The organism is Pseudanabaena sp. PCC 9330 (assembly GCF_055795045.1).
Window position 1 is genome coordinate 54,655 of sequence record NZ_JAYFES010000090.1, and the last position, 12,659, is coordinate 67,313.

Consider the following 12,659-nt stretch of genomic DNA (forward strand, 5'->3'; position numbering starts at 1 on the left):
GATATAAGTTTAGGAAAAAGTCACTACTTGGCGTAGCGAGAGTCATTCCAGTCAAACTCACCCGTGGAGTTGGTGTGGCTTTTTTGCCACGACACTTCAGAACCGTAGGTACCGGGACGCCAGTAGTGGCCGTGCTCATGGTCTTGCTCAGCGGTGGGCATCTCGGGAGCCCCTGGACGATAGCGAGTGCGGTGAGACCCCTCTCCGACCTCAGCCTGAGGCTCAGCTTTTTGACCTAGGGCCGATCGCAGCCGATTGATAACGCCATCCCAGCTCAGGTCAGGCTGTCTAAGCATCTCCCGCAGGGCGTTGAGAGCGGCACTGGCGGTTTCGCTATCTTGCAATTGGAGGGGCTCAGAGGAGCGAATGGGATCGACCTGTACCGCCGCAAAGGCTTGGCGAACGGCACTCTTGATCTGGTTGTGAAACTCGCGCTTAGCTTTTTCGTACTGGAGCTGCCAGCCTTTTTCGCTAGAGGCATAGAGAGAGGGCAGGCGATTGAGGGCGTAGGTTTCTACCTCTACCTGCTTGAGATATTTCAGCATCCGGGGCTGCATCCCCTTTACCTGTTTTTCCACTTCCTCGGCTACGAGAAGCTCCATCACGTTTATGTAGCCGTGTCTAGGAATGTCGTGTCTTGTTGTCATAACCAACCCCATGCTGACGATATGTGCGAATGCAACGGCCAAGGGCACCCGGTTGACTCATGAACACTCCTCAAATAGAGCGTTTAGCAGGTTTCAGCGGGTCTGTGTCTTGCCCAAGGCTTACCCCGATTCAGGAAAAAGCAGGGTTGTCCTTATCAAAGTCTTTTTTCTGTAGTTTTACCTAGAGAAAAACTACGGATCTCGAGGAGAGCAGACTGTGATTTTCCCAAGAAGCTAGGCCTAAAGCCTAGAAGCAATAACTACGAATACAAATTATCTAAGGGAGATTACGGAAAATCACCCTGACAGGATGCAACCCTCTCTAGTACATACACTAATTCACCCTTAGGGTAATAGTGCCAAACTTTCTCTGGTCGTTGCAACCGTAGTCACTAAAACGCTATTGGCTGTTTCAAAGGTTTACATCGGGGGCGATTCTGGGGCGCATGTGGGGCGATCGCAGTTGAGTTGTTAGGCTGCCATCGATTGCTCCCCCCACATGCGCCTTGCCAGCATTCCTCCCTCAAGCCCCCTTGAGAAAGGGGCAGTTTTTCCTCAAAGAGGATCGACTGCCCCCTGTTTACAGACACTTGCGATTACCCACCGGCTAGGGGGGAATCTATCCAGGCCAGCCGCCACATTTGTGCGCACCCAGTGGGCCTCTCATGGAGGGCGGCTAGGCGATCGCCCCCAGTCGATGGAAGGAGAGACGCTCGTTTTCAACATCCACGGCGATGGTGTCGCCTGGGGCAAAATCACCCCGCAGAATGGACTTGGCAATCTGGGTCTCTAGCTCACGCTGAATCGCCCGCTTTAGAGGGCGAGCCCCGTAGACGGGGTCGTAGCCCACCTCGGCCAAAAAGTCGAGGGCCGACTCGCTGAGGTTGACGGCCATCTTGCGGTCTTCAAGCCGGTCTTGGAGGCGGACGACTTGCAGTTTGACAATCTCCCGCAGCTGCGACTTGAGCAGACCGTGGAAGATAATCATCTCATCGACCCGGTTGAGAAACTCAGGGCGGAAGTTGCCGCGTAGAGCCTCCATCACACGGGCTTTCATTTCGTCGTAGCGGCTGTCATCGCCGGCCACGTCGAGGATGAACTGGGAGCCGATGTTGCTGGTCATAATGATGATGGCGTTTTTGAAGTCCACCGTGCGGCCCTGGGCATCGGTAACGCGGCCATCGTCGAGGATTTGCAGCATGATGTTAAACACATCGGGGTGGGCCTTCTCGATCTCGTCGAAGAGAATCACCGCAAAGGGGCGGCGGCGAATGGCCTCGGTGAGCTGGCCGCCCTCGTCGTAGCCGACGTAACCGGGAGGCGCACCGATCAGGCGGGAGACGGTGTGCTTCTCCATGTATTCAGACATGTCGATGCGCACCAGGGCCTCTTCGGTGTCGAACAGGTAGGCGGCCAGAGCCTTGGCCAGCTCGGTTTTGCCCACCCCCGTGGGGCCAAGAAAGATAAAGCTGGCGATCGGGCGATTGGGGTCCGCCAGTCCGGCCCGCGATCGCTGAATGGCATCGGCCACCGCCGTCACCGCTTCCTCCTGGCCGATCACCCGCTCGTGCAGCTCGTCTTCGAGCAGCAGCAGTTTTTGCATTTCCGACTGCACCAGCTTGCTCACCGGAATGCCCGTCCATTTAGAAATGATCTCGGCAATATCTTCTTCGGTGACCTCTTCGCGCAGCAGGGTTTTGCCAGTGGTCTGGGTGGCGGTGAGCTGGGTCTCAGCGGTTTCGAGCTGGCGCTGTAGCTCGGTGAGCTTGCCGTACTTGAGCTCAGCGGCTCGGTTAAGATCGTAGTCGCGCTCGGCCTGCTGAATTTCGATGTTGATCTGGTCGATCGCTTCTTTGACTGACTGAATGTTGTCGATGGTGTCTTTTTCAGACTGCCATTGAGCATTTAGGGCGCTTTGCTGCTCTTTAAGATCGGCTAGCTCGCGCTCGATCCGCTCTAGGCGCTCCAGGGAGGAGGCGTCTACTTCTTTCTTTAGCGACAGCCGCTCCATTTCGAGCTGGAGGATTTTGCGATCGACTTCATCCAGTTCCTCCGGCTTAGAGGTGATCTCCATTTTGAGTTTGGCGGCGGCTTCATCAACCAGGTCGATGGCCTTGTCGGGCAAAAAGCGATCGCTGATGTACCGGGTAGACAATGTGGCCGCCGCTACCAGGGCGCTGTCGGAGATTTTTACCCCGTGGTGGGTTTCGTAGCGATCTTTAAGGCCGCGCAAAATCGAAACCGTGTCCTCTACGCTGGGCTGATCGACGTAGACTTGCTGAAAGCGGCGTTCTAGAGCAGCGTCTTTCTCAATATATTTGCGGTACTCATCCAGCGTTGTCGCGCCGATGCAGCGCAGCTCGCCGCGAGCCAGCATGGGCTTCAGCAGGTTGCCCGCATCCATCGCCCCCTGGGTCGCGCCCGCGCCGACAACGGTGTGAATTTCGTCGATAAAGAGAACGATTTGCCCCTCGGAGTCGGTGACTTCCTTCAGCACTGACTTGAGGCGTTCTTCGAACTCGCCGCGATACTTGGCCCCGGCGATTAACGCGCCCATGTCGAGGGCGATCAGCTGACGGTCTTTGAGCGATTGGGGCACGTCGCCGTTGACAATGCGCTGGGCCAAACCCTCAGCGATCGCAGTCTTACCCACCCCCGGTTCGCCAATCAGCACCGGGTTATTTTTGGTGCGCCGCGAGAGAATCTGAATGGTGCGGCGAATCTCGTCGTCGCGGCCAATCACCGGGTCGAGTTTGCCCCGGCGGGCGGCATCGGTGAGGTCGCGCCCGTATTTTTCGAGCGATTGATACTTGCCTTCGGGGTTTTGATCGGTCACTTTTTGGGTGCCTCGAATGTCTTGAATGACTTGCTTGAGCTTGGCTTCGCTTAACCCGAGTTCTTGAAACAAAGCCTTACCAAAGCGGCTGTCGCCGGGGTAGGCCAAGATCAGGTGCTCGATAGAAATATAGTCGTCGCCGTAGTCTTTTTTGTACTTGTCGGCGCGATCGAGCAGGGTATCTAGCGATTTACCCAGGTATACCGAAGAGCCAGCCCCAGACACCTTGGGCTGGCTGTTGATGAAGGCTTCGGTGCGATCGCGCAGCTGAGTTCCGTTTACCCCCAGCTTGGCAAAAATACTGCTGGCGAGACCATCTTGGTCGAGCAACGCCAGCAGCAGGTGGTCGCTCTCAATCTGCTGCTGCTGGGCCTGCTTGGCGATATCCTGCGATCGCACAATGGCATCCCAAGCCTTTTCAGTAAACAAATTCTGGGTGGGTTGCATAGGTTCCGCTCTCCCGTGGCTGCTCCATAAAATCTCGCTTATGGTTGCATTGTAGAAAGAGTGGACGACTGAGCAGGGTCGGTGTTCACGATTGTTCTCAGGCGAGGTAACCGCCCCAGTCGGCAACTTATTAAATTGGCAAGACAAGTCGTGAATCTGATCAGACAAGCCTTGCCAGCAACATTAGCAATTAGGCATTGCGGTCATTTGCGTCAGCCCCTCAAAGGTAAGGGCCTCCAGTACTCCCATCATCGGTCACAGAGACTGGAGGCCCTTCTCCGGGCGCTAGTTGCAGCAGCTGTGTTTGCTGGCCGCCGGGGGCACGTCGTTGGCCGGGTTTTCGTCGAAGAAATTCAGCGGCTTGAGCATAAAGCCGACATAGGCGGTGGGCATCACCGGCCAGTCTTCGGCGCGGGGCACGTGGGTATGGGCAAAGGTGTACCACACCACCAGGTCGGTGTTGTCTACCGGGCGATCGGCCTCCGTCCACTGGGGCAGCCCTTCACCCCCAGGCGATTGGTTGGGGTAGTCACCTGTCGGAAATTTTTCGTCGGGGGCGTAGGGGGTAACCCACAGGTGCTTGGTCATGTAAGTGGCGCGCTTAATCACGCTGGCATGGGGGCGAGCCAGGGGCAGGGTGTTTTCGCCGGGCATGAGTTTGTAGGCGGTGGGGTTGCCCACGGCGTTGGTCTCGTTGGGGTTGACGATCTTCCAGTAGCGGGCCTTCATCGGGTCGATCAGCCGCTGGGCCTGTTTTTCGGTGGCGAGCAGGGTCGATTTGGCGTAGAAGGCGTTGCCGTAGGGGTTCAGAGCTTCGTCCTCTTCAGGCTCCACATCCACCTCGTAGACCGAGTTCTGCATGCCATCGATGCACATGTCCATGCGCACGTTGAAGATGTGCTGGTGGGCCGGGGCATAGAGCTGGGGGGCAATCAGGGTGCCGTACTTGGGGGTTTCGCCGGGGAGCACGGCGGCTGTGCTGAGCATGCCCGTCAGCTTGACCTCGTACTGAATGGTGCCGTCCTGGTAGAAGTACCAGAAAAAGCCGTACTCGTAGTTGCCCACGGTGGCGATGAAGGAGACGACTAGACGGCGCGATCGGCGTACTTCAGTCTCCTCCGTCCGCCAGTCCACATGCTTCCAGAGAATGCCAAAGTCTTCTTCGTGAAGGCAGACGGCGTGTTCAATCTGGGCCACCTCGCCACGGGAGCTGGTCATAAAGGCGTCGAAGTAGTGGATTTCGCCCAGGCAGTCGCAGCCCAGTTTGAGGGAGTTGGCCAGGGTGCCGACGCCATACTCGCCCACGTCAAAGGCGTTTTTGCGGTAGTGGTGGGGCTGGGGGTCGCCGTAGGGCACGGTCATCTCCGCCAGCGAGGCGCGGTAGAGAATGGGCCGCTCTTCGCCACCGTCGGTGTAGCTGACGGTGTAGAGCACCAGCCCCTCGCGGGGGGTAAAGCCGATGCGCATTTTCCACTTTTGCCAGCGAATCTCATGGCCCTCGACGGTGAAGCTGGGGCCTTCCGGCTGAATGATTTCCAGGGGTTTGAGGTCGGTGCGAAAGTTTTTAACGTACTCCTGGGAGTAGTTGGCCGACTGGGGCGGCAGGGGCACCACGCCGTGGTCTTCGACCCGGATGACTTCCATTTTGTTGAGGTCAACCACGGGGATGACGCCTTCGATCGGGCGGGCGTAGCCGTTGTCGGTGGGGTTGGCCCGCACCCAGCAGAGGGCGCGGGAGAGGCGGACGCCCTCTTCGTCCTCTAGGCCGTAGTTGCCCGCTGACCAGGGATCGACCATGACTAGGCTGGGGTCGGTAATGCCGCGTTTGGCGATCGCCTCAATAAACTCCGGGCAGGCCTTGACCGCATTCTCGCACTCCAGAAACTCATCGAGCATGATCGGCGGCTGCACATTGGGAATGTGCTTCCAGGCGATCACCACGCCTTCGGTCAGCGAGACGATCGCCTCGTAGGTCTGGGCGGTGGCGTTGTCGAGCACGATGACGAAGGCTTCGCGCACAATGTAATCCCCCGGCTGAAAGCTGAGGACGGTTTCTTTGGCGGGCTCGTTGAGGGTGACGGTGGCAAAGCGCATGGTCGCCCCCAGAGATTTCTCATCGCGCAGAATGGCCACGGCGGCGGCGATTTCTGTTGGGGTTAGCGGTTCGAGAGGGTGGGCAACGGCGATCGCGGTGGGTCGTTCTTGGGCAATAGTCATGGGATACGCTCCTGTAGGGTAGTTGAAAGCAGAACAAGGAAAAACCGTCCCCTCCTCGGAGGGGTGCCCGAAGGGCGGGGTGGGTCGCGGGGGCTGGGTTGACCCACCCCTGCCGCTCCGAGGAGGGGATGTTCAGCAGAGCTTTTTGATAGCAAAATGTTGAAGCATTGAGAAACGGTGAAGTGCTCTCCCCTCCTCGGAGGGGTGCCCGGAGGGCGGGGTGGGTCACGGGGGTTAGGTTCACCCACCCCTGCCCCTCCCAAGAGGGGATGTTCGGTAGGACTTGCCTTAGCAAGCGATCTACGCGGCGGCGACGGGAATAGGGGCAGGCGTTTCGGCCTCCTCTAGATCCGCCAGCAGTGCCTCGGCCAGCTTGCGCTTTTCGGCGGCGTCCATTTTCTTCAGCTCGTTGTGCAGCACCCGCTCGTTCACCGACTGGTTCCAGTAGTCGAGCGAGTCAAACCCCAGCAGAGCCGATTTGCCGACGAACTGGCGCAGCACCTCGTTGGTTGGCCCCATCACCCAGCCTGCCTTGCCGTCGCGCAGGTAGCGCTCGATCTCCATATCTTTTTTAAAGCCGGAGCCACCGCAGGCGTGGAGCATTTTGTCGCAGACCTTGGCCACGTTCTTGGCCGCCTCGAACTTGATCTGCCAGTACCAGTGCAGGTAGGCGGCGCGGGGCAGGGCGCTGGTGTCGGCGTGGATCGCCCAGTCGCACCCGTGGGTAAGCTGATCCATCAGCTGGCCCATGGAGAAGGTGAACATGCGGCAGGCGCTGGTGTCCATGATCGCCTCGCCAAAATAGTCTTGAATGGTGGGGTAGTCGGCCACCCGCATGCCCACATCCACGTGCTTTTTGCGGGTGACGTGGGCCTTGGCGATGTCGATCGCCCCCAGGGCAATCCCATTCCAGCAAGCCGACGAGCAGAGCAAAAAGAAGGGGTCAACGATCTCATCGTTGCTGGCGGTGCCATCGCCCTCGGGGCCAACCATGCGATCGCGCGGTACCGTCACCCCATCCACCAGCAGCGTACCCGACTGGTTGCCCCGCAGGCCCAGGGCATCCCACTTGTGGGTTTCGGCCTGCACCTCGTCGGCGTAGATCAAAAAGCAGGACAAGTCTGAGAAATCGCCGTCGAAGTGGGGGCTGGTGGTCTGCACAATGTACCAGTCGGCAAAGCCTGCCGAGGTGGTCCACGACGCCTTTTTGTGTACCTGCCAGCCGTCGGGAGTCGCCGTCGCCTTCGAGGATACGGGGTACCAGAAGTGGGAGCCGGTCTCCGGGTCGGAGTAGGACAGGCTGCCGATCAGCACCTCGCGATCCAGCCGCTTCAGCAGGCTTTGCAGTTCTGGACTCTCGTGGGCGCGGAACAGGGCTGCCGCCACCGCCCCCAGGTGCATGGTGTAGCACATGGCCGTGCTGGGGCAGCCGTAGCGGGCGATGGTCTCCACCACCATGGCGGCGCAAACGTGGTTTTCGCCCAGGCCGCCCCACTCTTTGGGCACAAACAGACTGAGCAACCCCAGGGAAGCCAGGGCTTTGAAATTCTCGCGGGGGTAGATCAGGTTGCGATCTGATGCGATCGCATTGGGCCTAAGGACCTGCGCGCACAGCTCGATCAGCCGCGCCTGAAGCGCTTGCTGCTCGGGGGTGAGCAGCCACTGGGGGTCAAAGTCTTCGCTGAGGCCGGTAAAAGGGAGGCCGTTCCAGGTTTTGGTAGGCATGGGAGTGGGGTAGTGGGGAGTAGGGAGCGGGAGGTATGCAAACGGTGGATTGCTGATCCCCTCCTCGGAGGGGTGCCCAGAGGGCGGGGTGGGTCGCGAGGGTTAGGTTGACCACCCACCCCTACCCCTCCCAAGAGGGGATTTTTGTCGCTTCATTCGTCAGGCGATCGCCATGGCGGCCCCCAGCGGGTCGTCGCAATACTCCGCTAGGTGGGGGCTGCGGTAGCCGTCCTTGCGCCAGAGGATGGGGAAGAAGCTCTCGTCCATTGCCGTATCGCCCACCCGCTTGTAGCGACCGTAGATGTAGCCCTGGGGGTTGGTGGGGTGAAACTGGGACGAAGCGGGGATGGTGTGCAGGCCGATGCTGCGGAACATGCCCTCGGTGCGGGTGGTGGGGCCAAGGCCGTGCCAGGTGCGCCCGTGGTGGAAGGCGAAGCTGCCGGCGGGCACATCGACCACCACCAGCTCGGGCTCAGGCACTCCGGCATTCTCGGCAGCTTGCAGCATGGCCCAGCGGTAGTCTTTGGTGGGGGCGTGGAACTCGCCCTCGACGTGGGAAATGGGCCATTTGTGGGAGCCACGGGCGTAGACCAGGGTGCCATCGGCGGCGGTGGCGCGATCGAGGGCGACCCAGCAGGTCATCATCTCGGCGGGCACCAGGTAGTCGATGTAGACGCCGTCTTGGTGCATGGCGATCGCCTGGGCACTGGGGGGCTTCATCCACAGGCTGTCTTGGCCAATGCGGGCACCCGCCCACCCAGCTAGCGTGGCGCTGAGGCGACCAATCTCTGATGAAAGAACCAGGCTGGCGATGGTGCGATCGCTCTTCCAGCCGTTGCAGATCTCGCGGGTGATATCGGGCAGGCTCATGCGCGGTCGCCAGTGCCACTCATCGGGGAAAATACCGGTCTCAAACTCGCCGTGGAACATAGGCTCCAGGCGGCCTGCGAGGCGGCTGGTGTAGTCGGCAGGCAAAACATTCTCCAGAATTAGGAAGCCATCCTTCTGGAACTGCTGAATCTGCTCGGGGGTGAGCTGAATGGGTTGATAGTCCATTGCAAACAGAGTCTCTGGGTGCAGGAAACAAGGCAAAGTTGGTCTACAGAAATTTATCTTTGGTGGGCATTGCCCACCCCATAGAGGACGATTTCAACATAGGCAGTCCCTGCTGGGTGCGGCGCTAGCAGAACCCAACAGTGCTAGGCCCTGCTCTGGGTTTTACCCAACCTACAGGGCAGAATTTGTCGCAAATGAGTTGACAAATCCGGGGGTGCCCTATGTACTTGTCATAATAAGTTCTCTCCCTAAAGATTATGTGTCCCCCACTACACGACGCTGAACCTGCAACCGAATCTCTCACCAGCCTTACCGTTGAGCCGGGCATTTTGCACATTGCCGCCAGCGACTTCGATGCCCGCCCCATGAGTTTTTTGGCCACCGATGGGCAGCGCATGGGCTACGAGCCTGAGCTGGCGCGAGCCATTTGCAAGTCTCTGGGGCTGACCCCGGTGTGGCACAACTTGCCCATGGCCGAGTTCTACACCTGCCTGACTACCGGTAAGTACGACGTGGTGTGGTTTAACCAGGCCATTACCCCAGAACGCTTGCAGGTGGTCGATTTTACCCAGCCCTACGGCCTGTTTGATGAGTCGGTGCTGGTGAAAAAGGGCAGCGGCATTGCTTCCGTGGAAGACCTGGCGGGCAAGCGGGTGGGCGGTCTGGCCGACAGCACCAATATTGCCCTGGTGGAGGGCTTCCCCGGTGCAACGGCGGTGCCCTACCCCGGCAGCGACCAGGTGCTACCGGAAATGCTGGCCGCCCTGCGGGCCGGAGACATCGACGCGCTGATCGACGACGAGCTGGTGCTGGTGGTCGCCGCTGAGGAAGACGACTCGCTGGAGATGGCCTTTAGCCTGCCGACCCGCGCCCCCTTTGCGATCGCCACCGCCAAAGCCAACCCCACGCTCAATGCCACACTCAATGCGGCGATCGCCACCGCCATTGCCGACGGCACCCTGGCCCAGCTCTGGGCCGAGTGGATTCCCTGGAAGCCTTTCCCCTTTCAGTGATACAAATTGCCAACGGCCCAGGGGCTTCAATAGTCCTCAGGCAGTTGAACCAGCAGCACATGGGAGTTGGCGCTGATCTGAATGGAGACTAGGGCGGGGGCGATCGCATCGGCCAGCCCTAGATCCTCAGCTCGGTTGGTGGTTGTCACTGCAATGACTTTGGCTCCAGCCGCTTTCGCCGCCTCAACGCCAGCGGGCGCATCTTCAATGACTAAACAGTCAGCCGGGGCAATGCCCAGCTGCTTAGCCGCCAGCAAATAGGGATCGGGCGCGGGTTTGCCCCGCTGCACATCGTCAGCGGTCACCATCACCGACGGCTCTGGCATATCTAGGTGAGGAAATCGCAGGGAGACGGTGCGGCGGGTGCCGCTGGTGGCTACGGCCCAGCGATCGCGCGGCAGCCCAGCCAGCAGTTCCTTCACTCCGGGATACAACATTAGCCCATCGGTGTCGTCGGCCTCAGCTGATTCTTTGAGATGGGCCTCCTTGGCGGCCTCCAGATGGGGAGCCACCTGGCGAATGGTTTCGACCGTGGGGCGGCCGTGGTGAATGCGGGCGATCGCCTCGTAGTCTACCCCGTGGCGATCGGCCCAGGCCCGCCAGTGGCGCTCTGAGACGGGGTCTGAATCGATCAGTACCCCATCGACATCAAAGATGATCGCCTGGCAGAGAAAGTCCATGGTGGGGTGACATAAACGCTACAGGTCATTGTAGGTTCCCCAGGTTAAGCGGTGGGTGGCTGGCTAGGTGCGATCGAGGTCTTTAGCTAGAGGATGACGTAATCAGACCAATTCATGAATCGAGGGTTTTAGCGTGCTTCTGCAATAGCTCTTGCACAATAGATGATGCCGTTCGAAAGTTTGTTTGTTGGAGCCGATCAATAGCTGTGGCAAAATCTATCCAGCCCTTGGCGGCGGCTCGATCAAGAATACCTAACACACCACTCAACATTAGTCCCCTACGGTCGGCCAGTCGTCGAGCAGCTAGATCATCAAGCAGTATGAGGTCAGCCTTCAGAGCCTCAGCCAGCAAAATCGCAGCTCGCTCTCCTGCATCTAGCTTTAGCAAATCGAGATCGCTCTGTGGTGGTGGTGAGGGTTGAACCGTTAGCCAATTGGGAGGAGAGATAACCCAGGCCTGAACAACGGATGGAGCCTTAGGTGACGACAGCTCATCTCGAACGATATCAGGAATTAGAATGCTGCCAAACAGGCGCGGCAGCAAGTCGATATGCTCAATTGCAACTAGGTAAGAAAGCGGAGATGTATCGGAGACAACCAGCACCCTAAGAAAGCAGCGAATCGATTACAGCTCGCTCGCGTTCTAAATCATCTTTGCCGTAGGGTGGCTCGGCTTGCTCCTCGTGTAGAAAGGCGTAGGTATCCCATCGGGAGGCAAACCCTAGCATTTGCCCTACTTCACCAGCCCCAATGGTGCCTTTGCGATAGGCTTCAACCGCTAGCAACTCTAGGAAGCGCCGCGTTAGGGTTTCGCGACTGTCTGCCAACTGGGCTGCAATGCCATCAGGGATTTCGAGGGTGATTTTCATGGACTAGGCGATCGGCCTTTTGTGGTTGCACTCATTCTATCAAACCCGAGTTGGTACAATAGTTTCAACTGCAAAGGAAAGGGTCGCCCGATGACCAAAAGTTTCTCAAACCTGAGATCTCGCATGGCGCTAGAAGCACGAGCCTGTGCAGCGGCGAAAGCTAAGGCTTTGCATGCAGAGATTCCCTTACAAGAGACTCAGCAGGCTCGGGGGCTATCTCAACAAACGCTGGCTGAGGTGTTGAAGGTGAATCAGCCTGCGATCGCAAAGATGGAAAAACGCGCCGATGCCTATATTTCAACCCTACGCAGCCATATCGAAGCCATGGGCGGAGAGCTAGAGATTATTGCTCGTTTCCCTGAAGGCTCAGTCAAAATTACCAATTTCTCTGAATTGGGAGAGTATCCCACATCTCAACCCCTGCTAGAACTTAGAGAATTTCCAGATGTTTGATTCAGTTTTCAAAGCTTTGCTGAATGAAGCAACTTTCACAAATGAATTACTTGGATCAGGTGTAACTCAAATTAGAAAGGCAAATTATGCATCCAAAGGTATTTATGCGCAATCCTTCTCTAACTTGTCAACAGGCCTTGAACGAATTGGGAAGCTTTGCCTGATTCTTAACTATTACATAGAGAACAATGGTCAGTTCCCTGAGGAGAAACTCGTAAAGGAAAAATACGGTCATAACCTGATCAAGCTTTATCTTGAGTCTCAGCAAGTCATTAAAGATAGAAGTATTTCGTTTGATTTTTCTAAAGACCTATCTAGTGATATTCATCAAGCTGTCATTAAAGTTCTTACTGACTTTGCAAAGGGCGATCGCTACTGCAACATTAACCTAATCGTTGGCAGCAAATACCAAAACGATCCCATTGCGCAATGGTTTGAACTTGTAGATCAGCCGATATGGGAAATCCATATATCTTCTTCAAGAAAACAGGAAATCGAAGATAAAGCATTGCTATTCATGACGATCATGGGGCAGTGGTCAGCAACAATTCACATGTCTGAGGTCGGTGGAGATATTCTTGATTTTGGAGAAGCGAGTATTAGGACGGGTATGTTTAAAGCCTGGTTGACTGACAAAAGTTGGCTGAAAGCTGCTAAAAAGCTTGTGGTACGGTAGTTTCAGGGATTGGAGGAAGAAGTGGGGAGCCAGCGTTCTA

At 57.6% G+C, this 12,659-nt stretch carries 11 protein-coding genes; 3 read left to right on the top strand and 8 right to left on the bottom strand.

Annotated elements, in window-relative coordinates:
• Nucleotides 1-23: 23 nt before the first annotated feature.
• The 5 genes from AC0QKW_RS09165 to AC0QKW_RS09185 all read right to left on the bottom strand — a co-directional run bounded on the left by AC0QKW_RS09165 (nt 24) and on the right by AC0QKW_RS09185 (nt 8,928).
• On the bottom strand, nt 24-647 hold the full coding sequence (locus tag AC0QKW_RS09165; protein ID WP_473150757.1) for a late competence development ComFB family protein: 624 nt from the start codon (nt 645-647) through the stop codon (nt 24-26).
• A gap of 676 nt (nt 648-1,323) precedes the next feature.
• A complete protein-coding gene (clpB, locus tag AC0QKW_RS09170; protein ID WP_473150758.1) occupies nt 1,324-3,930 on the bottom strand; it encodes an ATP-dependent chaperone ClpB in 2,607 nt (868 codons plus the stop codon).
• A 285-nt stretch (nt 3,931-4,215) separates the two neighbouring features.
• On the bottom strand, nt 4,216-6,147 hold the full coding sequence (locus AC0QKW_RS09175; RefSeq protein WP_473150759.1) for a primary-amine oxidase: 1,932 nt from the start codon (nt 6,145-6,147) through the stop codon (nt 4,216-4,218).
• A gap of 300 nt (nt 6,148-6,447) precedes the next feature.
• A complete protein-coding gene (locus AC0QKW_RS09180) occupies nt 6,448-7,872 on the bottom strand; it encodes an acyl-CoA dehydrogenase family protein (RefSeq protein WP_473150760.1) in 1,425 nt (474 codons plus the stop codon).
• 159 nt (nt 7,873-8,031) lie between these two features.
• Nucleotides 8,032-8,928 carry a phytanoyl-CoA dioxygenase family protein gene (locus AC0QKW_RS09185; RefSeq protein WP_473150761.1) on the bottom strand — a complete coding sequence of 299 codons (897 nt, stop codon included), beginning with the start codon at nt 8,926-8,928 and terminating at the stop codon, nt 8,032-8,034.
• A 257-nt stretch (nt 8,929-9,185) separates the two neighbouring features.
• Between AC0QKW_RS09185 and AC0QKW_RS09190 the strand changes: the two genes are divergently transcribed.
• Nucleotides 9,186-9,941 (top strand): substrate-binding periplasmic protein, encoded by a 756-nt coding sequence (locus tag AC0QKW_RS09190; RefSeq protein WP_473150762.1) that lies wholly within the window; start codon nt 9,186-9,188, stop codon nt 9,939-9,941.
• A 26-nt stretch (nt 9,942-9,967) separates the two neighbouring features.
• On the opposite strand, the gene AC0QKW_RS09195 is transcribed toward AC0QKW_RS09190, so the two are convergent.
• From AC0QKW_RS09195 to AC0QKW_RS09205, 3 genes are all read right to left on the bottom strand, one after another.
• Nucleotides 9,968-10,621 carry an HAD family hydrolase gene (locus AC0QKW_RS09195; RefSeq protein WP_473150763.1) on the bottom strand — a complete coding sequence of 218 codons (654 nt, stop codon included), beginning with the start codon at nt 10,619-10,621 and terminating at the stop codon, nt 9,968-9,970.
• 112 nt (nt 10,622-10,733) lie between these two features.
• The gene (locus AC0QKW_RS09200) at nt 10,734-11,225 is read right to left on the bottom strand and encodes a PIN domain-containing protein (RefSeq protein ID WP_473150764.1); all 492 of its coding nucleotides are present in this window, start codon (nt 11,223-11,225) and stop codon (nt 10,734-10,736) included.
• A 1-nt stretch (nt 11,226) separates the two neighbouring features.
• Complete coding sequence (locus AC0QKW_RS09205) at nt 11,227-11,490, bottom strand: UPF0175 family protein (protein WP_473150765.1); 264 nt, start codon at nt 11,488-11,490, stop codon at nt 11,227-11,229.
• 90 nt (nt 11,491-11,580) lie between these two features.
• Here AC0QKW_RS09205 and AC0QKW_RS09210 point away from each other — a divergent pair, with 90 nt between their 5' ends.
• Nucleotides 11,581-11,943, top strand: coding sequence for an XRE family transcriptional regulator (locus AC0QKW_RS09210; RefSeq protein ID WP_473150766.1), 363 nt, complete (start codon nt 11,581-11,583; stop codon nt 11,941-11,943).
• Nucleotides 11,936-12,619: a hypothetical protein gene (locus AC0QKW_RS09215; RefSeq protein WP_473150767.1), complete on the top strand. Its 684-nt coding sequence runs from the start codon at nt 11,936-11,938 to the stop codon at nt 12,617-12,619. Before AC0QKW_RS09210 ends, AC0QKW_RS09215 begins: the two co-directional genes overlap by 8 nt.
• Nucleotides 12,620-12,659: the final 40 nt, after the last annotated feature.